General features: G+C 61.4%; 17 protein-coding genes. 11 read left to right on the top strand and 6 right to left on the bottom strand.

Features of this window, described 5'->3' with window-relative positions:
* The first annotated feature begins 118 nt into the window (after window positions 1-118).
* Window positions 119-586, top strand: coding sequence for an Lrp/AsnC family transcriptional regulator (locus J3O30_RS26225; protein ID WP_207584699.1), 468 nt, complete (start codon window positions 119-121; stop codon window positions 584-586).
* A gap of 18 nt (window positions 587-604) precedes the next feature.
* Here J3O30_RS26225 and J3O30_RS26230 read toward each other — a convergent pair whose 3' ends face one another.
* From J3O30_RS26230 to J3O30_RS26250, 5 genes are all read right to left on the bottom strand, one after another.
* Window positions 605-1,366: an ABC transporter ATP-binding protein gene (locus tag J3O30_RS26230; RefSeq protein WP_207584700.1), complete on the bottom strand. Its 762-nt coding sequence runs from the start codon at window positions 1,364-1,366 to the stop codon at window positions 605-607.
* Window positions 1,363-2,403 (bottom strand): iron ABC transporter permease, encoded by a 1,041-nt coding sequence (locus tag J3O30_RS26235; protein ID WP_207584701.1) that lies wholly within the window; start codon window positions 2,401-2,403, stop codon window positions 1,363-1,365. Before J3O30_RS26235 ends, J3O30_RS26230 begins: the two co-directional genes overlap by 4 nt.
* The gene (locus J3O30_RS26240) at window positions 2,400-3,425 is read right to left on the bottom strand and encodes an ABC transporter substrate-binding protein (protein ID WP_207584702.1); all 1,026 of its coding nucleotides are present in this window, start codon (window positions 3,423-3,425) and stop codon (window positions 2,400-2,402) included. The genes J3O30_RS26235 and J3O30_RS26240 overlap by 4 nt, the downstream gene beginning before the upstream one ends.
* Window positions 3,426-3,588: 163 nt before the next feature.
* Complete coding sequence (locus J3O30_RS26245; RefSeq protein WP_207584703.1) at window positions 3,589-3,870, bottom strand: hypothetical protein; 282 nt, start codon at window positions 3,868-3,870, stop codon at window positions 3,589-3,591.
* 26 nt (window positions 3,871-3,896) lie between these two features.
* Window positions 3,897-4,361 carry a hypothetical protein gene (locus J3O30_RS26250; RefSeq protein WP_207585195.1) on the bottom strand — a complete coding sequence of 155 codons (465 nt, stop codon included), beginning with the start codon at window positions 4,359-4,361 and terminating at the stop codon, window positions 3,897-3,899.
* Window positions 4,362-4,518: 157 nt separating this feature from the next.
* Between J3O30_RS26250 and J3O30_RS26255 the strand changes: the two genes are divergently transcribed.
* The 10 genes from J3O30_RS26255 to J3O30_RS26300 all read left to right on the top strand — a co-directional run bounded on the left by J3O30_RS26255 (window position 4,519) and on the right by J3O30_RS26300 (window position 22,651).
* Window positions 4,519-10,818, top strand: coding sequence for a HAMP domain-containing protein (locus tag J3O30_RS26255; RefSeq protein ID WP_207584704.1), 6,300 nt, complete (start codon window positions 4,519-4,521; stop codon window positions 10,816-10,818).
* Window positions 10,819-10,828: 10 nt separating this feature from the next.
* Complete coding sequence (locus J3O30_RS26260; RefSeq protein WP_207584705.1) at window positions 10,829-12,505, top strand: response regulator; 1,677 nt, start codon at window positions 10,829-10,831, stop codon at window positions 12,503-12,505.
* 150 nt (window positions 12,506-12,655) lie between these two features.
* Window positions 12,656-14,416: a malto-oligosyltrehalose trehalohydrolase gene (gene treZ, locus J3O30_RS26265; RefSeq protein ID WP_246762878.1), complete on the top strand. Its 1,761-nt coding sequence runs from the start codon at window positions 12,656-12,658 to the stop codon at window positions 14,414-14,416.
* Window positions 14,417-14,442: 26 nt separating this feature from the next.
* Window positions 14,443-16,308, top strand: coding sequence for a 4-alpha-glucanotransferase (malQ, locus tag J3O30_RS26270; RefSeq protein WP_207584707.1), 1,866 nt, complete (start codon window positions 14,443-14,445; stop codon window positions 16,306-16,308).
* A 192-nt stretch (window positions 16,309-16,500) separates the two neighbouring features.
* Entirely contained in the window at window positions 16,501-16,662 is a 162-nt protein-coding gene (locus J3O30_RS26275) for a hypothetical protein (RefSeq protein ID WP_207584708.1), read from the top strand.
* A 548-nt stretch (window positions 16,663-17,210) separates the two neighbouring features.
* On the top strand, window positions 17,211-18,086 hold the full coding sequence (locus tag J3O30_RS26280; RefSeq protein ID WP_207584709.1) for a DMT family transporter: 876 nt from the start codon (window positions 17,211-17,213) through the stop codon (window positions 18,084-18,086).
* A 149-nt stretch (window positions 18,087-18,235) separates the two neighbouring features.
* Window positions 18,236-19,150 carry an ABC transporter permease gene (locus J3O30_RS26285; protein WP_207584710.1) on the top strand — a complete coding sequence of 305 codons (915 nt, stop codon included), beginning with the start codon at window positions 18,236-18,238 and terminating at the stop codon, window positions 19,148-19,150.
* Window positions 19,151-19,153: 3 nt separating this feature from the next.
* Window positions 19,154-20,080 carry an ABC transporter permease gene (locus J3O30_RS26290; protein ID WP_207584711.1) on the top strand — a complete coding sequence of 309 codons (927 nt, stop codon included), beginning with the start codon at window positions 19,154-19,156 and terminating at the stop codon, window positions 20,078-20,080.
* The gene (locus J3O30_RS26295) at window positions 20,073-21,707 is read left to right on the top strand and encodes an ABC transporter ATP-binding protein (RefSeq protein WP_207584712.1); all 1,635 of its coding nucleotides are present in this window, start codon (window positions 20,073-20,075) and stop codon (window positions 21,705-21,707) included. Before J3O30_RS26290 ends, J3O30_RS26295 begins: the two co-directional genes overlap by 8 nt.
* Window positions 21,704-22,651, top strand: coding sequence for a 2-hydroxyacid dehydrogenase (locus tag J3O30_RS26300; RefSeq protein WP_207584713.1), 948 nt, complete (start codon window positions 21,704-21,706; stop codon window positions 22,649-22,651). The genes J3O30_RS26295 and J3O30_RS26300 overlap by 4 nt, the downstream gene beginning before the upstream one ends.
* Window positions 22,652-22,680: 29 nt before the next feature.
* Here J3O30_RS26300 and J3O30_RS26305 read toward each other — a convergent pair whose 3' ends face one another.
* Window positions 22,681-23,400 (bottom strand): GntR family transcriptional regulator, encoded by a 720-nt coding sequence (locus tag J3O30_RS26305; protein ID WP_207584714.1) that lies wholly within the window; start codon window positions 23,398-23,400, stop codon window positions 22,681-22,683.
* Window positions 23,401-23,409: the final 9 nt, after the last annotated feature.

Genomic DNA, 23,409 nt, shown 5'->3' on the forward strand with positions numbered 1-23,409 from the left:
AACTGAACTCCTGCGGCGAATTTCTGCGATTATCTCCCTGCTTCAACATAAATATGAAGATAATCGGCGTGTCGTAGCTATAATGCGCAGAAATTCACCTCTTTTGGGGATCGTGACCATGCTTGACCAGTTCGACATCAAATTGCTTGCCGCGCTCCAGCAGAACAGCGAGATGACGCAGAGCGAGTTGTCGCAGCAGGTCAATCTTTCTGCGACCCAATGCGCGCGCCGTTTGGAAAGGCTGCGCAACGAGCAGTACATTCAGAATGTCGTTGCCATCCTCAATCCCGCAAAGTTGGGTTTCAGCGTCGTCGCTCATACTCTTGTCAGCCTCAGAGCGCATACGGAAGGCGGAAACGAGCGGCTTCATCGCTTCATCGAGACGGCGCCGGAGATTCTGGAGTGCTATTCGCAGACGGGGGACGCCGATTTTCTGATGAAGGTCATGACGCGCGACCTCGACCATCTCAGCCAGTTTCTCGAAAGAATGATCCGGGTCACCGACAATCTGGCGTCGGTCAAGTCAAGCATTGTCCTCAAGACGCTGAAAAAGACGACCGCTTTGCCGCTGCAGATCGTGACATGAGAGCGGCTTCAGCTACTCTCATCTGAGATAGTGGATGTGCGGGCGGGAATGATGGGGTGAGGCTTCGATGCGGGCCTCGACGGAAAAGACATCGCGCAGGAGGTTTTCGCTCAGCACGTCCTGCGGTGCGCCGGAGGCGACGATCCTGCCCCGCTGCATGATGATCAGCTGATCGCAGAACATGGCGGCATGGTTGAGATCGTGCAGCGCGACGATGCTGGTGATCGGCAGGCCGGAGACGAGCCGCATCAGGCCGATCTGGTGCTGGATATCGAGATGGTTCGTGGGCTCGTCGAGGATCAGCTCTTGGGGCGACTGGGCGAGCGCCCTTGCGATATGGGTGCGCTGTTTTTCACCACCCGACAGGCTCTGCCAGCGATCGTCGCGTTTCTCCGCCATGCCGGCGCGCGCCAGCGCGCCTTCGACCGCCTCTTCGTCAGCCCCGGCCCAGCCTGAGAACATCGACCGATGCGGAAACCGGCCGAGCTTGACGACGTCGACGACCTTCAGATTGGCATTTGTCGTGGCATGCTGCTCGACGAAGGCGATGCGGCGGGCGATCGAGCGGCGGCTAATCGCGCCGATATCATTGCGGTCGAGCGTGACGCGGCCGGCATGCGGCCGCTTCAGGCCGGCGAGGAGCCGCAGCAGCGAAGTCTTGCCCGAACCATTGGGGCCGAGCAGACCGAGCATCTGGCCCGGCTGCGCCTCCAGGGAAACGCCGTCCAGAATGGTCTTCCTGCCAATTTTCCAGATGAGGTTGTCGGCCTTGATGCTCATGACGCGCGCTGGAACCGGTAGAGGATGATCGAGAAGAACGGAACGCCGACCAGTGCCGTGACGACGCCGATCGGCAGGATCTGGTTGGGAATGAGGGCGCGCGCGGCAATGTCGGCGAGCACCATGAAGATCGCTCCCGCGATGGCACAGGCCGGCAGCAGGCGAATATGGAGCGGCCCGACGACAAAGCGGGCGACATGCGGAACGACGAGGCCGACGAAGCCGATCGAGCCCACCATGCTGACGATCGTCGCCGTCATCATCGCCGTCAGCGCGAAGAGCACCATGCGGGCGCGGCCGACATTGACGCCGAGCGAGGATGCCGCCTCGTCGCCGAAAGCGAAGGCGTCGAGTACGCGGGCGTAGAACAGACAGGCGGCGAGGCCGATGCCGACGACGACCGAGACCAGCGCGAATTCCGGCCAGCGCACGCCGCCGAAACTGCCGAGCAGCCAGAACATCACGTCACGGGCCTGCTGTGCATTGGCCGAGGTCGTGACGATATAGGAGGTGGTGGCGTTGAAAAGCTGCGAGGCGGCGACGCCGGCAAGGATGATGCGGTCGGCCCCGCCGCGCGTGCCGTTCGAGAGCAGCGCCACGAAGAAGAAGGCGGCGAAGGCGCCGGCAAAGGCTCCGGCCGACAATGATACCGCGCCCGCGCCGAGCCCGAGGATGACGATTGCCACCGCGCCTGTGGAGGCGCCGGCGGAGATGCCGAGCACATAGGGTTCAGCCAGCGGATTGCGCAGCAGCGACTGCATGGTGGCGCCCGACAGCGCCAGCCCGGCGCCGCAGAAGGCGGCGACGAGCGCCCGGCTGAGGCGATAATCCCAGATGACCGTCTCGTGGATGCGGTTCAGCTCGACCGCGGTCCATCCAAGCCGGTTGGTGACGGCCGAAAACGTCGTTGCAAGCGGGATCGGCAAGTCGCCGATCCCGACGCTGACGCCAATGGCGACAGCGACGAGGCACAAGGAGGCGAGGAGCAGCGCGACGGCGGTTCCCAGCTGCCGGAAGATACGGCCCGCTTCCGTCACTTCAACAGACCGAGAGCCTTCAACCGGCCTGCAACCTGCTCGGCGCCGTAGATCGTACGGACGGTAGGGTTCATCGCCTGGCCGTCCATAACGACGATCGCCTTGTTCTTGACGGCAGTGATCTGGCTGACGGCCGGATCGGTGTTGAGGAAGTTGATCTTGGCCTCCGGCTTGTCGAGCTCCCAGCGGTTGCGGTCGAGGCTGGCAACGACGATGACGTCGGGATTGGCGGCGATGATGGCTTCCCAGCCGAGCGTCGGCCATTCCGCTTCCGCTGATATCGCATTGTGTCCGCCGAGCAGGTCGGCGATGAAGCCGGAGGCGCTGTTCTTGCCGCCGAGATAGGCGTCGGCGGACGGGCTGGGGCTGGAGAACCAGAAGACGTAGGAGAGGTTCTTGCCGTCCTTCGAGACGCTGGAACGAAGCTTGGCCTCACGCGCCTTGAAGTCGGCGATCAGCGCCTGGCCGCGATCGGCGACGTTAAAGATCTGCGATAGTTCGTCGATCTCCTTGTAGAGAAGATCCATGTTCCACAACTCGGCGCGGCTGCCATACTGGTCCTTCACGTCCTTGGTGCTGAGGCAGGTGCTGGGCGAGAGATAGGTGACGACGCCGATCTTGTCGAAATCCTCGCGCTTGGCGACCTTGCTGTTCGGCCCGACCAGGCTCGGCAGGGCCGCCGCCACGAAGTCGGGGTTTTCGGCGAGGATCGATTCGAAGGTCGGCATCTCGACGGTCAGAAGCTTGACCTTGGCATTGGCTTCGGCAACCTGCGGCAAGACCTTGCTCGGCCAGAAAGCGGTGCCGGCCATCTTGTCCTCGAGGCCGAGCAGCAGCAGAATTTCAGCGCTGTTCTGGCCGAGGCCAATCGCCCGCTCGGGCGCCTTCTTGAACGTTACCTCAGCGCCGCAATTTTCGAGCGTCAGCGGGTAAGTCGTCGAACCGGCCAGTGAGGGAGTTGCGGCAAGGCCGATCACGGTTGAGAGGCCGCAGGCGGCCAAGAGTGATTTGAGGCTGGTCACGTAAGGATCCCGGTGCGTGAGTGTATGCCGCCGCCGTATAGCCACGGGACGCGTCCAAAACAAGACTGAAAATATCAACTTATTGCAAAATCGCTGTAGCGACACTGCTGACAATATAATAGGTGGCCGCTGTCTATCCCCAAACCGTGCACGTCGAACATGTTCAGGTGAGCTTACCCACGAGCTTTGCATAGTCCGAAAAGGTGAAGCGCTCGCCTCTTTTGTTTGCCTCGTCGGCAAGCATCAGCACACGGATGGGAAACAGGATGGCGGCGCGGTTGGAATCGGATAGCTCGTTGTCGTCATCATCTTCGACGGCCTTTCTGGCTTTCGCGAGCGCGGCATTGACTTCCTGATGGGTGAGCAGTTCTTTCTCGACGATCGCGTCGCATATCGAGGCTATTGCCATGATCAGGCCCTTGAGCTGCAGGTTGGCCGTATTCATGAGAGCTCCAATGAAAAGAGGGGCATTTAATCCAGTTCGACCGGTCGGATCGTGTCGACCGAAACTACACCGTCGACGATCCCGCGTTTGACGTCGCGTCTATCCCGATCGATCTCGATGACGGTGTAGAGCTTGTCGTCGCGGAAGGCGCTGGCATTGACCGTGGTGACATCTTCGGCGGGAGCTGCATCCACTTCCATGAAGTCGAGCTCACGAGCCGCGGCGACGATCCTCGCATCGCCCGGCGTCCGGGCGGCCACCACGATGATGCCGTGTCCGGGAGCGTTGGCCCATCTGGGATCGTCGGGCTTGGCGATCGGTTCCAGCCGGTAGATGTTCAGCATTTCGCCACTGGCGTCCGGCGAGGCTTGCGCGGCCGCATCCTGCATCTGCGCCTGGCTCTCGACCGACCTCCCGAAGGTGGTCGGGCTGGTCGCGTTGTTGATCTCTTCCTTGCCTGTCCTTGAGACGTTCGACATGTCGCTCTCCATTATCAGGTTGGAAACGACGGCCGGCCGGAAACTGTTCCAGCGCAGGCAAAGTTTGACGGCTGATGCCCAATACGTCGATCTCTGCAACCGCGCGCCTCAGCCATACCCTTTTTCCACTTGAGCACTAATTTACCTCCAGTCGAACAAGGGGGATTTCGTGAGCAAGCAGACCAGTGAATTTTCGCGCGATGTCGTTGCGGTAGACGGCGTCAATGGGCACGACCATAAAACCATGGCGTTCGATGACGCCAGCGCGCTTCTGGAGGTTCTTGTCGCGGTTCGCCGCGGCGACTTTTCGGTGCGGATGCGAGCGGATCTGACCGGTGTTACCGGCAAGGTCGCCGACGCTCTCAACGACATCATCGCTGCCAACCAGCGCATGGCCCAGCAGCTTGAGCATGTCGGCGAAGTCGTCGGCCGGGACGGGCGGACGAGCACGCGGGTGCGCTTCGGCCTGTCGGACGGTTCCTGGTCCGAGATGGAAGGTTCGATCAATGGTCTGATTGACGATCTGCTGTGGCCGACGACTGCCGTCACCCGCACGATTACTGCGGTCGCCAAGGGGGATCTGCTGCAGACCGTGCCGCTCGATGTCGACGGGCGACCGCTGAAAGGCGAATTCCTACGCTCGGCCGATATCGTCAACACGATGATCAAGCAACTCAGCGTCTTCACGTCGGAAGTGACGCGTGTGGCGCGCGAGGTCGGCACCGACGGAAAACTCGGCGGGCAGGCGCAGGTGCCGGAGGTGACGGGCGTCTGGAAAGACCTCACCGAGAGCGTGAACTCGATGGCCTCGAACCTGACGGCGCAGGTGCGAAATATCGCTGAGGTGACGATCGCCGTCGCGAACGGCGACCTTTCTAAGAAGATCACCGTCGACGTGCGCGGCGAAATCTTGCAACTGAAGGAAGCGATCAACACCATGGTCGACCAGCTGAGGTCCTTCGCCTCGGAAGTGACGCGCGTCGCCCGGGAGGTCGGCACCGAGGGCAAGCTCGGCGGCCAGGCCCTGGTGCCCGGCGTCGCCGGCACCTGGAAGGACCTGACCGACAGCGTCAACGCCATGTGCGGCAACCTGACCGCCCAGGTCCGCAACATCGCCCAGGTAACGACGGCCGTGGCGCGCGGCGACCTGTCGCGCAAGATCACCGTCGACGTCTCCGGCGAAATCCTCGAACTGAAGGAAACCATCAACACCATGGTCGATCAGCTCAATGGCTTTGCCGGCGAGGTGACGCGCGTAGCGCGTGAAGTCGGCACCGAAGGCCGGCTTGGTGGACAGGCGCAGGTGCCGGGTGTCGCGGGCACCTGGAAGGATCTCACCGACAACGTCAATTCGATGGCGTCGAACCTGACGGCACAGGTGCGCAACATCGCCGAGGTCTCGACCGCGATCGCCAATGGCGACCTGTCGAAGAAGATCACGGTGACGGTGTCGGGCGAAATCCTCGAGCTGAAGGAGACCATCAACACGATGGTCGATCAGCTGAACGCTTTTGCCTCGGAAGTCACCCGCGTTGCCCGTGAAGTCGGCACGGAAGGGCGGCTCGGCGGCCAGGCCAATGTACGCGGCGTTGCCGGCACCTGGAAGGATCTGACCGAAAACGTCAACTCGATGGGCGGCAACCTGACGGCGCAGGTGCGCAATATCGCCGAAGTCTCGACCGCGATTGCCAATGGCGATCTGTCGAAGAAGATTACCGTCGACGTGAAGGGTGAAATCCTTGAGCTGAAGGAAACCATCAATACGATGGTCGATCAGCTGAACGCCTTTGCTTCGGAAGTGACCCGTGTGGCCCGCGAAGTCGGCACAGAGGGCCGGCTCGGCGGCCAGGCCAATGTGCGCGGCGTTGCCGGCACCTGGAAGGATCTCACCGACAGCGTCAATTCCATGGCTTCCAACCTGACGGGACAGGTGCGCAACATTGCCGAAGTCGCCACCGCCGTCGCTCAGGGAGACCTTTCCAAGAAAATCACCGTCACCGTATCGGGGGAAATCCTCGAGCTGAAGGAGACCATCAATACGATGGTCGATCAGCTGAACGGCTTTGCCGGTGAGGTGACGCGTGTGGCACGCGAGGTCGGCACCGAAGGGCGGCTCGGCGGCCAGGCCAACGTGCTCGGTGTTGCCGGCACCTGGAAGGATCTGACCGACAGCGTCAATTCCATGGCGGGCAATCTGACGGCGCAGGTGCGCAACATCGCCGAGGTCTCGACTGCGATTGCCAATGGCGACCTGTCGAAGAAAATTACGGTGTCGGTCTCGGGTGAAATCCTTGAGCTCAAGGAAACGCTGAACACCATGGTCGATCAGCTGAACCGGTTTGCCTCCGAAGTGACGCGCGTCGCGCGCGAGGTCGGGACGGAAGGCAAGCTCGGCGGCCAGGCGCAGGTGCCAGGTGTCGCCGGCACCTGGAAGGATCTGACCGAGAACGTCAATTCCATGGCCTCCAACCTCACCGGCCAGGTGAGAAACATCGCCGAAGTAACAACGGCGGTGGCGCGTGGCGACCTGTCGCGCAAGATCACCGTCGACGTGAAAGGAGAAATCCTCGAACTGAAAAACACCATCAACACCATGGTGGACCAGTTGAACGCTTTTGCCGGTGAAGTGACGCGTGTCGCCCGCGAGGTCGGCACCGAAGGCAAGCTCGGCGGCCAGGCGCAGGTCTCCGGTGTGGCCGGCACCTGGAAGGACCTGACCGACAGCGTCAATTCCATGGCCGGCAATCTGACGGCGCAGGTGCGCAATATCGCCGAGGTGGCGACCGCGATCGCCAACGGCGACCTGTCGCGCAAGATCACCGTCGACGTGCGCGGCGAAATCCTGCTGTTGAAGGATACGTTGAATACCATGGTGGATCAGCTGCGATCCTTCGCCGGCGAAGTGACGCGTGTGGCGCGCGAGGTCGGGACCGATGGCCGGCTCGGCGGCCAGGCGGTCGTTCCGGGCGTTGCCGGCACCTGGAAGGACCTGACCGACAACGTCAACCTGCTCGCCGCCAATCTGACCACCCAGGTTCGAAACATCGCCGAAGTGACGACGGCGGTGGCGCGCGGCGACCTGTCGCGCAAGATCACCGTCGACGTGAAGGGTGAAATCCTCGAACTGAAGAACACCATCAATACGATGGTGGACCAGCTGAACGCTTTTGCCGGTGAGGTGACGCGCGTCGCCCGCGAAGTCGGCACCGAAGGCAAACTTGGCGGCCAGGCGCAGGTGCCTGGAGTGGCAGGCACCTGGAAGGACCTGACCGACACCGTCAATGTCATGGCCGCTAACCTGACCGAGCAGGTTCGCGGCATCGTCAAGGTGGTGACGGCGGTGGCGAACGGCGACCTCAAGCAGAACCTCACCGTCGCATCCAAGGGCGAAGTGGCGGCGCTCGCCGAAACCATCAACAACATGACCAACACGCTCGCGACCTTCGCCGATCAGGTGACGACGGTGGCGCGCGAGGTGGGCGTGGAAGGCCGCCTCGGCGGCCAGGCGAATGTTCCGGGCACGGCGGGGACCTGGAAGGATTTGACTGGCAACGTCAACCTGCTTGCCGCCAACCTGACGACGCAGGTGCGCGCCATTGCCGAAGTGGCGACCGCCGTCACCAAGGGCGACCTGACGCGCTCGATCAAGGTCGACGCGCGCGGCGAAGTCGCCGAGCTCAAGGACAACATCAACACGATGATCGACAATCTGCGGCTGACCACCGAGCGTAACACCGAGCAGGACTGGTTGAAGACCAACCTGGCGCGCTTCACCAATATGTTGCAGGGACAGCGCGATCTGACGCTGGTCGGCAAGATGCTGCTCTCGGAGCTGGCGCCGCTGGTCGGCGCGCATCAGGGGGTAATCTACCAGGTGGATGCCGATGAACGGCAGCCGGTCTTGTCGCTGCTCTCTGTCTATGCGCAAGGGGTCGAGGCGGCGCACCCGGCACGGCTTGAATTCGGCCAGGGACTGGTTGGTCAGTGTGCCAGCGACGCCCGCCGCATCCTGGTCACCGATCTTCCCGACAATGTCGTTCCGATAAGCTCCGGCGTGTTCACGACCCTGCCGAGAAGCGCCATCGTGCTGCCGGTGCATTTCGAGGGGCAGGTGAAGGCGGTGATCGAGCTTGCCTCCGCCGGCGAATTCACCGAGCTGCAATTGTCATTCCTCGACCAGCTGACGACGTCGATCGGCATCGTGCTCAACTCGATCGAAGCGACCATGCAGACCGAAGGCCTGCTCAAGCAGTCCCAGCAGCTTGCCGCCGAGCTGCAGACGCAGCAGCGCGAGTTGCAGCAGACCAACGAGCAGCTCGGGCAGAAGGCGCAGCAGCTGGAAGAACGCAACGTCGAAGTCGAGGCGAAGAACCAGGAGATCGAGCAGGCCCGGCGCGCGCTGGAGGAAAAGGCAACCGAGTTGGCGCTGACATCGAAGTACAAATCCGAATTCCTCGCCAATATGTCGCATGAGCTGCGCACGCCTTTGAATTCGATCCTCATCCTCGGCCAGCAGCTGGGAGAGAATCCGGATGGCAACCTGTCGGGAAAACAGGTCGAGTTCGCCAAGACCATCCACGGCGCCGGAACCGATCTCCTGAACCTCATCAGCGATATCCTCGACCTGTCGAAGATCGAGTCCGGAACGGTCTCGGTCGATGCCGAGGAGATTTTCGTCAGCAACCTGCTTGAGATGATGGCCCGGCCATTCCGGCATGAGGCGGAAAATCGGAGCCTGTCATTCGCGGTCGAGGTCGGTGGCGATATTACCAAGAGCATCATTACGGATTCGAAGCGGTTGCAGCAGATCCTCAAGAATCTGCTGTCGAACGCCTTCAAATTCACCGCGCAGGGCGGCGTCACGCTTCGTGTCGGGTTGCCGGCGAGCGGCTGGTCGCCCGATCATCCGTCGCTCCGGCACGCGCCCTCCGTCATCGCCTTCGAAGTGGTTGACACCGGCATCGGCATCCCCCCGGAAAAGCAGCGCATCATTTTCGAGGCGTTCCAGCAGGCTGATGCCTCGACAAGCCGTAAATATGGCGGCACCGGCCTTGGCCTGGCGATCAGCCGCGAGCTGGCAAACCTCTTGGGGGGTGAGATCCAGCTCCGCAGCACGCCCGGCGTCGGCAGCACCTTCGTCCTCTATCTGCCGCTCACCTATGTCGGTGCCGGGGCGGTTGCGCCGAAATCCGTCCCACCGGCAAACGTCGTGGAATTTGCCGAGGCCGCGGCAATCCGCCGTGCCGAAAAACCAACCGAACATGTTGAAGACGATCGTCATCGGATAGCGGCCGGTGACTCGGTGCTGCTCATCGTCGAGGATGATCCACATTACGCCCGCGTCTTGGCCGATCTCGCCCGTGACAATGGATTCAAGGTTCTGGTGGCGATGCGTGGCGGCGATGCGCTGGCACTCGCGCAGGACTACAGGCCGGCGGCGATCTCGCTCGACATCTTCCTGCCCGATATGCTCGGCTGGACGGTGCTCAGCCAGCTCAAGCAGAACCCGCAGACGCGGCATATCCCAGTGCAGATCATCAGTCTCGATGAAGATCGCCAGCATGGGCTGACCCGCGGCGCCTTCGCCTTCATGAGCAAGCCGACGACGCCGGAGGGCCTCGGCAAGGCGCTGTCGCGTTTGAAAGCCTATGCGCAACCGCGCCGCAAGCATCTGTTGCTCGTCGAAGACAACGAGGCCGAACGGTTGAGCGTCACTGCCCTTCTCGGACATGACGACATCGACATCACCAGCGTCGGCTCCGGATCGGAAGCACTCGACGCTCTGAGGCAGGATCCTCCGGATTGCGTGGTGCTCGACCTTTCCCTTCCGGATATGTCCGGCTTCGACGTACTGGAGAAAATACGCGACGACGCCGAGATCGGTGAGGTTCCAGTGGTCGTATTCACTGGACGGGAGCTTTCCCCCGAGGAGGATGCGACGCTACACAGCATGGCGCGAAGCGTCGTCGTGAAGGGCGTGGAGTCTCCGGAACGTCTTCTCGATGAAACTGCGCTGTTCCTGCACCGGGTCTTCGCCGACCTGCCGCCTGCAAAACAGGCGACGCTGCAGGAATTGCACAGCTCGGACGAGGATCTCGTCGGCGAGACAGTACTGCTCGTCGACGACGATGCTCGCAACATCTTCGCGCTGAGCAGCGTGCTCGAGCGCCGGGGAATGCGGGTGCTGACAGCAACGACCGGCAGCGAAGCCATCGACGTCATCAACAATGAACCCTCTGTCGCAATCGTGCTGATGGATATCATGATGCCTGGAATGGACGGCTACGAGACGATGCAGGTCATCCGTTCGGAGCCACGATTCCGGCGGCTGCCGATCCTGGCGTTGACGGCCAAAGCGATGAAGGGCGACCGCGAGAAATGCCTGGAAGCGGGCGCTTCCGACTACCTGGCGAAGCCGGTCAATACCGAACAGCTTCTGTCGGCCCTTCGCATGTGGCTGCACCGCTGAGGACCTGGCCATGAACCCCGTCAACATCCTCCTCGTCGACGACCAACCCGCCAAGCTTCTGAGTTACGAGGTCATCCTCGACGAGCTCGAAGAAAACCTCATTAAGGCGCAGTCGGCGCGCGAAGCCTTCGAGCATCTATTGCGCACCGAAATCGCGGTGATCCTCGTCGATGTCTGCATGCCTGAACAGGATGGGTTCGAGCTGGTCAGCATGATCCGGCAGCACCCACGGTATCAAGATACGCCGATTATCTTCGTTTCCGCGGTGATGCTGGCCGAACCCGACCGGTTGCGCGGATATGCGGTGGGCGCGGTCGACTACGTCTCCGTGCCGATCGTGCCCGAAGTGCTGAGAGCCAAGGTCAGGGTCTTTGCCGATCTCTACAGGAAGACACGGGAACTCGAGCGCCTGAATGCGGAGCTGGAGGCCCGGGTTCGCCAACGCACTGCCGAACTCGAAGCCTCGGCCGCCCAGTTGCGGGAGCTCAACGAGGAGCTCGAGCACCGGATCGATCAAAGGACGCGGGAGCGCGAGGAGGCGTTGGCGCAACTGTTCGAGGCGCAGAAGCTCGACACCATCGGCCACCTGACCGGCGGGGTGGCGCACGACTTCAACAACCTTCTCATGGCGGTGCTCGGCAGCCTTGGCCTTCTGAAGAAGCGGCTTCCGGTGGATGAACGCAGCGAACGGCTGCTGACCAATGCGATCCAGGCGGCCGAGCGCGGCACGGCGCTGACCCAGCGCCTGCTTGCCTTCGCACGCCGCCAGGAGCTCAAGCCGCAGGCGGTCGACTTCCTCAGGCTGTTCGAAAACGTCGAGGATCTTCTCGCCAAGGCGGTCGGGCCGCGCATCGAAATCCGCAAGCGCATCCCGGCAGATCTGGCGCCCCTTCTGGTGGACAGCAACCAACTGGAATTGGCGCTGCTCAACCTGTTCGTCAATGCGCGCGATGCACTCGAAAGCGGCGGAGCCGTAACGGTTGCCGCGGCGGCCGCCGAAGAGGGCCGGCCAGCCGGTCTCGCCGGCGGCAACTACATCAGAATATCGGTGTCGGATGATGGCGAAGGGATGGACGAAGCAACGGTCTCGCGTGCCGCCGAACCGTTTTTTACCACCAAGGGAGTCGGCAAGGGCACCGGTCTCGGCCTATCGATGGTGCATGGTCTGGCGGCGCAATCCGGGGGCTCGATCCAGATATCGAGCGCCAGGGGCAGCGGCACGACCGTATCCCTTTGGCTGCCCGTCGCCGAGACTTTCGTCGAGGTGCAGCCGATCGTCGAGGCTCCGGCGACGGAGCCTCTGAAACCGGCGTCGCGGCCGCTTGCCATTCTCGTCGTCGACGACGACGCGCTTGTCCGGACGGGAACCGTGGCGATGCTGGAGGATCTCGGGCACCTGCCGCAGGAAGTGTCCTCCGCTTCCCAAGCCTTGGAATTCTTTGCCGGCGGACAGGATTGCGATCTCGTCATTACCGATCATGCCATGCCGGGTATGACAGGCGCCGAGCTTGCGCGCCACCTCCGCTCGGCTTTCCCGGGCCTACCGATCATCCTCGCCTCGGGCTATGCCGAATTTTCCGAAGACCATGGCCTCGGCCGGATGCTGCGGATGAAGAAACCATTCACGCAGGAACAGCTTCAGGCGGCCATGGATCAGGCGCTCTCCGGCAAGGTCGCGGCGGCCTGACGATCGAAGCGTAAACATACCAAGGCGAGCAGTGCGGTCATCCCCGCGACCGTTGCCGCTTTCGCGTGTCCAATTGCGGACGAAACTTTTTGCTCCCGCAAAAGTTAAATAAATCTATCCCCACTCACCGAAGGCTTTCCCTTGACCAAAATGACGTTCGGCCCCGCATTCACCGAAGACGGCATTCTGTTTCGCCTCTGGGCTCCTCTGCATGACAGCGTGTCGTTGAAGATCGAAGGCGCCGATCCGCGTCCGATGCAGGCGGCGGAAGATGGCTGGCATCGGTGCATAGTTCCGAATGCCCATGCCTGTACGCGCTATCGCTTCGTCCTGCCGGACGGTCTCGAAATTCCCGATCCCGCCTCGCGGTTCCAGCCGCAGGATGTGCATGGTCCGAGTGAGGTGGTCGACCTTTCCTCTTATCGCTGGAAGACAAGCGACTGGCCTGGCCGGCCCTGGGAAGAGATGGTTATCTACGAGATGCACATCGGCTGCTTCACGCCGGAGGGCAGCTTCAGGGCGGCGATCGAGCGGCTCGATCATCTGCGAGAGCTGGGCATCACGGCGCTGCAGATCATGCCGCTCAGTGAATTCCCGGGTCGTTACAGCTGGGGCTATGACGGTGTGCTTCCCTATGCTCCCGACAGCAGTTACGGCCGGCCGGAAGATTTCATGGCGCTGGTGGATGCAGCGCACCAGCGCGGCATCTCGGTGTTCCTCGATGTGGTCTACAATCACTTCGGGCCGGATGGGAACTATATCCCCTCCTATGCGCCGCTCTTTACCGACCATCACAAGACGCCCTGGGGCCATGGCATCAACTACGACGGCGACGGATCGCAGATGATCCGCGAATTTGTCATTGAGAACGCCATTTACTGGATCACCGAATTCAGGCTCGACGGCTTCCGCTTCGATGCCGTTCACGCGATCAAGGACGACAGCGACGAGCATCTTCTTTACGAGCTTGCCCGCCGCGTCAGGGCTGCGGCCGGCGATCGGCATGTGCATCTGATCATCGAAAACGAGGAGAATGACAGCGACCTGTTGAAGCGTGACGAAAAAGGTGAAGCGAAGCTGTTCACAGCCCAGTGGAATGACGACGTCCACCACGTGCTGCATATCGCGGCGACCGGCGAAACCTTCGGCTATTATGCCGATTACGCTGGCGACGCTGGCAAGCTCGGCCGAGCGCTGGCGGAAGGTTTCGTGTTCCAGGGCGAACATATGTCGTATCGCGGAGGAGGCCGCGGCAGACCGAGTGGCCACCTGCCGCCGACCGCCTTCATTTCCTTCATCCAGAACCATGATCAGATCGGCAATCGGGCGCTCGGCGATCGGGTTCTGGCCTCGAGCCCGGCCAATGCCGTCAAGGCCGTCATCGCCATCTATCTGCTGGCGCCTGAGATACCGATGCTGTTCATGGGTGAGGAATGGGGTGCGGAGGAGCCGTTTCCTTTTTTCTGCGATTTCGACGAGGATCTGAACGAGAAGGTCAGGAAAGGCCGTCGCGAGGAGCTTTCGCGTCTGCCGGGCTTCGACGCCGACGACCTTCTCGACCCGACGGCGCCATCGACCTTTGCGGCCGCCAAACTGGATTGGTCGAAACGCACTACCTCTGACGTGCTTGAGTATTACCGGACACTTCTCGACCTCCGGCATCGGAAGATCGTTCCTTTGCTGAAGGGTGTGGCCGGCGGAAGCGCGGTCTACCGCTCGGCGGGAAACGCGATCGCGGTGGATTGGACCCTTGCGGAGAGCCGGCACCTTCATCTGCGCGCCAACCTAGGCAGCGAGGCGGGACGGCCGCTTGACCCGCAACAGGGTGACGCCGAGACGATATTCCGTCTCGGCAGCGACGGCGGCGATCTCGCGCCCTGGACGGTGATCTGGAGCATGAGCAAAGCGTGACGGCGGTGCGAGGAAAGGATCGACTGATGAAATCCGCTGAGCTCGATAAGCTCGCCCGGCTCCACGGCATCAGCCCGACAAGACCCAGCCCCGAGAACCGGGAAGTGGCGATTTCCGCCGAGACCAAGCGCAAGATACTCTCTGCACTGAACATCGAATTGACGAGGACGGGTGAGACTGGCGCGCCGCGGCGGGAAGCGAAGCCGGCGCGCGGGAAGATTCCGGTGTCATTTCTGCCGGATTTCCTGTCCGACACACGGGTCTGGGGCGTGAGCCTGCAGCTTTACGAACTCCGGTCGGCACGCAATTGGGGCATAGGAGACTTCAAGGATCTGGCTGATATGGCCGATCTGGCGGGATCGCTGGGGGCCGATTTCATCGGACTCAATCCGCTTCACGCGCCGTTCCTCGCCGATCCCGACCGTTGCAGCCCCTATGAACCCTCAAGCCGTCAGCATCTCAACCCGCTCTATATCGCAGTCGACCAGGTGCCGGGGTTTGCCAGCAGTCGCGAACTCGAACGGGAGTTGGAGCGCCTTCGCCAATCCGATCTCGTCGATTACATCGGCGTCGCGCGGACCAAGCTTGGAGCGCTTCGTGATCTCTGGTCGGCATGGCGCCAGGGTCGTGTCAGTCGCAAGGCCGCCTCTGACGGCCCGGCCGATTTCGACGCCTTTGTCGCGCAAGGCGGCGACAGCCTGCGGCTGCATGCGCTGTTCGAATGCCTCTCGTTTTACATGGTCGAGCGCGGAGCGGGCGCCGGCTGGCAACGGTGGCCAGCCGAGTTCCAGCGCGTCGACAGCGCTGCCGTCACCGATTTTGAACGCGAGCACCCGGACGATGTTCGTTTCCACATGTGGCTACAATGGCTCGCCCACCGGCAATTGATGCAGGCAGCAGATCGAGCGCGCAAGGCCGGGCTGCGCATCGGGCTCTATCTTGATCTTGCCGTCGGGGAAGCGGTCGATGGCTCGGCGACATGGAGCGAGCCGGATATCTATGTCTCCCAGGCCACCATCGGCAGCCCTCCCGATCCATTCGCCGTCGACGGCCAGGACTGGCACCTCGCTGGATACCTGCCTTCAAAAATTGCCGCAGGGGAGATGTCGCCGTATCGACGCATGGTCAGCACCTCCATGCGCTACGCGGGCGCCATTCGCATCGATCACGCGCCGGCAATCCGTCGCCTTTTCCTGGTTCCATTGGGCGACAGGCCGGAGAGCGGCGCCTATGTCCGCTATCCCGAGGATCGGCTGCTGCAGATCCTCGCCGAAGTTTCCGCCGAACACCGATGCCTCGTCATCGGAGAGTCCCTGGGAATGATCCCGGAAGGATTGCAGGAAGATCTGGCCGCTGCCGGCATTTTCTCCTACCGGATCCTTTCCTACGAACAGGACGACAAGGGCTTCAAGCCGGCCGATGCCTATCCCGTCCTCGCGCTCGCCTGCATTTCGACGCATGACCACCAGACCCTTGCCGGCTGGTGGCGCGGCGCCGACATTCGGGACCGTTGTGAACACGGTATCGTACCGCCCGATCTCACCGAAGAACATCTCAAACACCGCAAGCACGAACGGAGGAACCTGAAGGTCACCTTCAAGGTTGCCGGCATCGATTTGCCGGCCCGCCTTGCTGCCGCAAGGGTAAGCGAGGAAACGCTGAGGGAACTGACCGTCAGCGCCTATCGCTTCATCGCGCGGACTCCGTCGTTGCTCGTCGCGGTTCGGCTTGCCGATCTCACCGACGAAAAAAAGCCGACCAATGTTCCAGGCACCAGCGACAGCTATCCGAACTGGAAGCCGAAGCTATCGGTTTGGCTTGAGGATTTGACGACTAGTCCGCTGCCCGAGATCGTGGGGGCGGTGATGCGAGAGGAAAGGCCGCGGGAGTGATCGAGGTCGAATGAACCGCCAGCTTCGCCATTGTCGTTCGATCGGGCCTGCCGCGCGTATGGAAATCGATCGGGCAGGGAACGAATACGAAGCCGGCGAATTTTCAAGGAATAAGGACAGGGATCGCCGAGATAAGCCTGTCCGCTTTCGCCGCTTCAGATGCGGCGCGACCAATATGATGGAAACAAGACCATGACGACCGCATTCATCCTTATCGCATTGGCTCTCATCATGATCTACGCCGGTCCGACGTTGCTGTTCATCTGCTTCGGCTATGCCGACTATGTGCTGGAGCGGCGAAGACATATGATGGCTCTGAAGCACGCCGTGAGACGTCGCAGCGATGAGCTTTAGAGTAATTCCTGGAAATCGCTTCCTTTCCCGTGCGAAGTGGTCAGCTTTCGTCGGTCTTGGGCATCGGAAAGGGAACCGGCTTTTCCGGCGTGGCGCGGATTGTCAGGCTTTTCGACCCGTCTGAATAGGTTGACGGCATCCGATTAAGGTAATCGGAAAAGTCGACGACGAAGTTCAGCCGGCCGTATTTTTAAAATTGAAAGCGTATTCCATCGACGGCGCTCTCCCGGCTTTCGAGTTCCCAGCTGCCCCCATCATCGTCACGTGCCGTCGAGTGTCATCAAGCCTAGTTTCTCGATGGGATATGGCAGTTGTCGCCTTCAAACTAATATATTTGTATTTTAGTGTGGACGCCGGACGAGGGATCGAGATAAGACCGTCAGATCGCGCGACCGACAGATAGCGATGCCCATCCCTGATGAGTTGAGCGATCCTGGCACCTGCACGCCAGGAAGGCTCTTATTTCTGATGGATTGCTGGTTCAACGCGCTGCCGTATCGAACGTCCGATATTGGCAGAGCCCACATCGTTCAATCAGGAGAAGCGTGATGCAGCCCGGTCGCACAGGCCTTGCCGTCTGCATGATGGTGGCCGCCGCCTTTTTGAATAGTCTTGACGCCATCATTGTGCGCTTGCTGGCCGGCGACGTGCATCCCTTGATGATCGGCTTTTTCCGCTCGTTTTTCGGACTTCTTGTCGTCTCGCCGTGGATCGTGTCCCGAGTCGGTCTGAAAGCCTCTCCCTATCGTGTTCTGCACGCAGTGCGTGCGGGTCTGAAGCTTGCCTCACTGGTTGCTTTGTTCATCGCCTTTGCGCACGCGCCACTGGCCGATGCCACGGCGATTAATTTCACCATGCCGATGTTTCTCGTTCTCGGTGCATGGCTTGTCCTCAAGGAGCGCGTCGGCGTCTCCAGCGTCGCCGGCATCGCCGCAGGCTTTATCGGCGTGATGATCATCATTCGCCCCGTAGCGTCAGGTTTCGACCAATGGCTGCTTTTTGCCCTTGCAGGAGCGGTCTTGACGGCGGCTAGCCAGTTGATGCTTCGGCGCATGGCGTTGAGGGATAGCGCGGACCGGCTGGTTGCGTGGAATCTCACTACCACGGTGCCGCTTGGCCTGATCGTCATGGTGCCGGTTTGGTCGATGCCGACCTGGAGCCAACTCGGGCTGCTCGCCATACAAGGGGCGCTCGGCGCATTCAACATGACGCTGATCACCCGCGCCTTCGGTATGGCGGCTGCAAGCGTTCTGGCCCCGCTCGACTTTCTCCGGCTGCCGGTCGTAGCACTCATAGCTTTCCTGTTTTTCTCGGAGGTTCCGGCCGCACAGACATGGATTGGTGCCGCGGTCATCATTGGCGCGACCATCATTGGAACGGGCGGTATGGCGTGGCGGCGCAAGCCGCCGTTTGATAAGAGCTGACGATTTTGAGAAAGGGGGTTCACAAAAATTCTAGATGAACTAATATTTTAGTTCACGCCTGTCGCCGGAAAGGGCATGACTGGGCGGGCTTCGAAACACGCGAAGACCAGACCTGACGGTCCGTATGGGTTTCACTCGGGAGGAGTGGCATGAAGAGTTTTATCGGCAAGCGTGCGATCGCCAGTGGCGTATCGCTCGTGGTGCTTATCGTCATCGTCTTTTTCCTCTCCCGGCTGACGGGCGACCCGACCGACCTCTATCTGCCGATCGACGCGACCACGGAAATGCGCCAGCAATTCCGTGAGATGAACGGTTTCAACGACCCATTGATCATCCAGTTCGGCCGTTATGTCGCGGATCTCGCCCAAGGCAATTTCGGTCAGTCCCTGCGCCAGGCCCGTCCGGCCATGGATGTCGTGCTGGAGGCCTTCGTCTGGACCTTCTGGCTGGCTGTCATCACCATGGCGCTGGTCACGGTCGCTGCGATCGTCATTGGTTCGCTCGCGGCGTTTCGCGTCGGCGGGGTCTTCGACCGTCTTGCCACTTTCTTCTCGCTGATCGGCGCTGCCGCCCCGGATTTCTGGCTTGCCATCGTGGCAATCGTCATTTTCGCCGTGAAACTGCATGTCCTGCCGACATCGGGAACGGGAACGTTCTGGCACTGGGTCCTGCCGGTCAGCGTGCTGTTCATCCGGCCCTTCGGCCTGATCCTGCAGGTGGTGCGCGGCTCGATGATCAGCGTGCTGTCTTCCGCCTACGTGAAGACGGCGCGCGCCAAGGGCGTGCGTTCGAACTCGATCATCTTCATTCACGGACTGCGCAACGCCATGCTGCCGGTGATCACAGTGATCGGCGATCAGGCGGCGGCCATCTTGAACGGTGCCGTTGTCGTCGAGACGGTGTTCGGCTTTCCCGGAATAGGCAAGCTGATGATCGATTCCATCCTCCTTCGCGATTTCGCCGTCGTGCTGGCCGTCATCATGGTCTCGGCATTGGCGATCTTCATCATGAACCTGTTGATCGACATTGCCTATGCGCTGCTCGATCCGCGTATCCGGTATTGAGCGATGACGATGACCGACACACAAATCCTCATCGAGAAAAAACCGAGCGGCCCGATCGGGCGTTGGCTGACCATGCTGTGGGCGGACAAGCTCGCATTCTTCGCCGCTCTATTCCTCCTGATCGTTCTTCTCTGCGCGCTGTTTGGCCCGTTTCTGCTGGAGGGCATCGCCACCAAGCAGAACCTGCGGGGCCGAAACGCGCCGCCCTTCGATATTACCCGCGGATGGCTTTATGTCCTTGGAGCCGATGCGCTGGGCAGGCCGCTGCTTGCCCGCGTCGTCGTCGCGGCGCAAAACACCATCCTGATTGCTGCGGCGGCGGTGCTTGCATCCTCTATCGTTGGCACGGCGCTCGGACTGGTGGCGGGTTATAGCCGCTCTTCCGCCGCTCAATGGATCATGCGCCTCGGCGACGTCATCATGTCCTTTCCGTCGCTGCTTCTGGCGGTGATCGTGCTCTATATGCTCGAACCCTCGGTCACCAATATCGTCCTCGTCCTGGCGATCACCCGCATTCCCATCTATCTGCGCACCACCCGCGCCGAAGTGCTGGAAGTGCGCGAGCGGATGTTCGTGCAGGCGGCGAAAGTCATGGGAGCATCGTCCCGGCGCATTGTCTTTCATCACATCCTGCCGGTGATCTTCCCGACGCTGGTCACCATTGGGACGCTTGATTTCGCCTTCGTCATGCTGGCGGAATCCTCGCTGTCGTTCCTTGGGATCGGCATTCAGGCGCCGGAAATCACCTGGGGCCTCATGGTTGCCCAAGGGCGGCCTTACCTTACCAATGCCTGGTGGCTGTCCTTCTGGCCGGGCCTTGCAATCATCCTGACGACGCTGTCGCTCAATCTTCTGTCAAATTGGCTGCGCATCGCGCTCAATCCAACGCAACGCTGGCGCCTTGAAATGAGGGGCAGGAAAAATGGCTGAACATCTTCTGGAAGTGCGCGACCTCTCGGTCGAGTTTCACACCGCCAGTGGCTCCGTCAAGGCAGTGCAAGATGTCAGTTGGCATCTCGATCGCGGCGAGACACTGGCAATCCTCGGGGAAAGCGGTTCGGGCAAGTCGGTGTCCGCCTCGGCGATCATGAACCTGATCGATATGCCACCCGGCAAGATCACCGGCGGCACCATCCTCCTCAATGGGCGCGATATGCTGAAAATGACGCCTGAGGAGCGGCGTTCGATCAACGGCGCCAAGATCGCCATGATCTTTCAGGATCCGCTGGCGCATCTCAATCCGGTCTACACGGTCGGCTGGCAAATCACCGAAATGATGACCACGCATGGTCAGTCCGCTGAGCAGGCCCGTGCCAGGGCGCTCGAACTCATGCAGCGAGTGGGCATCACCGATCCGCAGGCGGCGATGCGAAAATACCCGTTTCAGTTCTCCGGCGGGCAGCGGCAGCGGCTGATGATCGCCATGGCGATCGCCTGCAAGCCCGAAATCCTGATTGCGGATGAACCGACCACCGCGCTTGATGTTACGGTGCAGGCACAAGTGCTCGAACTTCTGCAGGAATTGCAGCAGGAAACCGGAATGGGCCTGTTGCTGATCACGCACGATCTTGGTGTCGTTGCAGAGATCGCCGACCGGGTCGTGGTGATGAATTCCGGCTGCGTCGTCGAAACCGGCAATGCCGCCGAAGTTTATCGCAACCCGCAGAACCCCTATACGAAGAAGCTGATTGCTGCCGCACCTGGGAAGGGCGCGATGGCGCAAGAGCGTGACCGGCAGGGCGAACCGCTGCTGCGCGCCATCGGCTTGAAGAAGAGTTTTGGCGCATTCCAGGCACTGAGAGGCGTGGACTTCGTCATCATGCCCGGCGAAACGGTCGCTGTTGTCGGCGAGAGCGGTTCCGGTAAGTCGACGCTTGCCCGGGCGATCGTTCGCCTTGACGACCCACAGGAGGGTCAGGTCCTCTACCGCGGCAATGATCTGCTTGCGATGAGCCCGAGGGAAATATTCGGGCTGCGTCGGGATTTGCAGATGGTCTTTCAAGACCCGACGCAGTCGCTCAACCCGCGGATGACCGTGTTCAGGCTGATTTCCGAGGCCTGGGTCATTCACCCGGATATCCTGCCGAAAGCGAGATGGAAGGAGAGGGTGGCCGAATTGCTGGTCAAGGTTGGCCTGAAGCCGGATATGGCGGACCGGTATCCACATCAATTTTCGGGCGGCCAGCGCCAGCGCATCGCCATTGCCCGCGCGCTGGCGATGGAGCCGAAACTGATCATCTGCGACGAGGCGGTTTCAGCGCTCGACGTGTCGATCCAGGCACAGGTGATTGCCTTGCTCGAGGGTCTGCGTCGCGAATTCGGCCTGTCCTACCTTTTCATTGCACACGACCTGCCGGTGGTTCGCGATTTCGCGGATCGTGTCATCGTCATGAAGGCCGGCGAGATTGTCGAGGAGGGGCCGGTGGGCCAGATATTTAACGCGCCATCCCACCCCTACACCCAGGCGCTGCTTGCCGCCGGCCTCGATCCCGATCCCGAGGTCCAGGCCACCCGACGGGCCGCACGTCTCACACAGGAAGGACTCGTTTCCGTATGAAGCCCGATGTCATCGTCGCCTATCCGCTCCGGTCCCGTCAGATGGCGGTGCTGGAGGAGACCTATACGCTGCACCGGCTGGATCTTGCAGAAGGCGGGCAACGCGATGCTCTCCTGGCCAAAGCCGGCCCGATCTGCACGGCTCTGGTCTGCAACGGCCATGTGACGATCGATGAAGCCCTGCTTGCGAAATTGCCGGCACTGAAGCTGGCCGCCTGTTCCTCGGCCGGCTACGACCAGATGGACGTCGAGGCGATGACGCGGCGCGGCATCAAGCTCACCAACACATCCGAGGTGCTTTGCGACGACGTTGCCGACATGGCGCTGCTTCTGATGCTGGCGGCACGCCGGCGCCTGCCGGAAGGTGATCGCTATGTGCGCTCCGGCGACTGGGGGCACAAGGGCATGATGCTGCTGACGACATCGACGTCGGGCAAGAAAGCCGGGATCGTCGGTCTCGGCCGCATAGGCATGGCGATTGCCAGGCGATGCGAAGCTGTCGGACTGGCGGTCGGCTATTATGGGCGGACGAAAAAAGCCGACAATGATTTTGCCTATTTCGACGAGCCGGTAAAACTGGCGGACTGGGCCGACATCCTGATCGTCGCGACACCGGGCGGGCCCTCGACCGAAGGGTTGATTTCGGCAGAGGTGCTGAATGCGCTCGGACCAACGGGCAGCTTCATCAACATTGCCCGCGGCACCGTGGTCGATGAGCCGGCCTTGATCCGCGCCTTGCAGGAAAATCGGATCGCATCTGCCGGCATCGATGTCTACCTCAACGAACCCAATCCCGATCGGCGCTTCGCAGCACTCGATAACGTTGTGCTCTATCCCCATCACGCCAGCGGCACCGAGGAAACGCGCGACAGGATGGCGCAACTCACGCTCGACAACCTTGCCGCCTTCTTCGCAGGCAGGCCGCTGCTGACGCCGGTCAATTGACCCCGGCGGAAACCTGCGGCGCGGCAGGTTCAGACGAAGTAGTCCGGGAACTCCTTCCTGAGCTCTTCTACTTTTGCGACTGTGCGGCTGAGATGCTCGCGGACCGCATCGACGGCCCCCTGTTCGTCGCGAGCGGCAATCGCGTCGATGATGGCGTGGTGACCATCGAGGATGCTCATGATCTTGCCCTTTTCGGGCAGATGCAGACGTCGAATGCGCTCGAGATGGCCGGACCGCTCGCGGATCAGTTGATGGAGGCTGCTGCGCTTGGCGCCTGCGAACAATGTCTGGTGAAAGAGCTCGTCGAGCTCCTGGAAGATGGCAATCTGATCGACGTCATCGGCGACCGCCGACTGCATTTTTATGATCGAGCGGGCGCGCGTGATGACGCTCGGATCCGGATCCGGGTCAGTCGCGAGGCGGCGGCAGACTTCCGATTCCAGCGCGACACGAAGGAAATGCGCTTCGTAGATTTGCAGGACGTCTATCCTCGTCACCACAGTGCGGGACTGCGGGTAAATACGAACCAGGCCCTCCTGTTTGAGAAGCTGTAACGCGTCACGAATGGGCGTCTGGCTGACTTCATAGGTCTCCGTCAGCTCGGTGCGCGACAGCGTGGTGTCCGGCGGCAACTGAATGGTGATGATGCGCTTTCGCAGATCATCATAGACCCGCTGGACGGTGCTGCCGGCCGCGACTGGAAAGCCGGGTGCGGTCAGGCCGAATGTGGAAGCGAACTGAGAATTCATGTGAGGCAA

It is taken from the genome of Rhizobium sp. NZLR1 (assembly GCF_017357385.1).
GTDB lineage: Bacteria > Pseudomonadota > Alphaproteobacteria > Rhizobiales > Rhizobiaceae > Rhizobium.

What these genes read in the sequence shown, in the direction of transcription:
- J3O30_RS26290 (WP_207584711.1), top strand. Translation starts at nt 19,154, where the DNA reads ATGACGATGACCGACACACAAATCCTCATCGAGAAAAAACCGAGCGGC.
- J3O30_RS26245 (WP_207584703.1), bottom strand. Translation starts at nt 3,870, where the DNA reads ATGAATACGGCCAACCTGCAGCTCAAGGGCCTGATCATGGCAATAGCC.
- J3O30_RS26275 (WP_207584708.1), top strand. Translation starts at nt 16,501, where the DNA reads ATGACGACCGCATTCATCCTTATCGCATTGGCTCTCATCATGATCTAC.
- J3O30_RS26305 (WP_207584714.1), bottom strand. Translation starts at nt 23,400, where the DNA reads ATGAATTCTCAGTTCGCTTCCACATTCGGCCTGACCGCACCCGGCTTT.
- J3O30_RS26260 (WP_207584705.1), top strand. Translation starts at nt 10,829, where the DNA reads ATGAACCCCGTCAACATCCTCCTCGTCGACGACCAACCCGCCAAGCTT.
- J3O30_RS26280 (WP_207584709.1), top strand. Translation starts at nt 17,211, where the DNA reads ATGCAGCCCGGTCGCACAGGCCTTGCCGTCTGCATGATGGTGGCCGCC.
- J3O30_RS26285 (WP_207584710.1), top strand. Translation starts at nt 18,236, where the DNA reads ATGAAGAGTTTTATCGGCAAGCGTGCGATCGCCAGTGGCGTATCGCTC.
- J3O30_RS26295 (WP_207584712.1), top strand. Translation starts at nt 20,073, where the DNA reads ATGGCTGAACATCTTCTGGAAGTGCGCGACCTCTCGGTCGAGTTTCAC.
- J3O30_RS26250 (WP_207585195.1), bottom strand. Translation starts at nt 4,361, where the DNA reads ATGGAGAGCGACATGTCGAACGTCTCAAGGACAGGCAAGGAAGAGATC.
- J3O30_RS26230 (WP_207584700.1), bottom strand. Translation starts at nt 1,366, where the DNA reads ATGAGCATCAAGGCCGACAACCTCATCTGGAAAATTGGCAGGAAGACC.
- J3O30_RS26225 (WP_207584699.1), top strand. Translation starts at nt 119, where the DNA reads ATGCTTGACCAGTTCGACATCAAATTGCTTGCCGCGCTCCAGCAGAAC.
- malQ (WP_207584707.1), top strand. Translation starts at nt 14,443, where the DNA reads ATGAAATCCGCTGAGCTCGATAAGCTCGCCCGGCTCCACGGCATCAGC.
- treZ (WP_246762878.1), top strand. Translation starts at nt 12,656, where the DNA reads ATGACGTTCGGCCCCGCATTCACCGAAGACGGCATTCTGTTTCGCCTC.
- J3O30_RS26300 (WP_207584713.1), top strand. Translation starts at nt 21,704, where the DNA reads ATGAAGCCCGATGTCATCGTCGCCTATCCGCTCCGGTCCCGTCAGATG.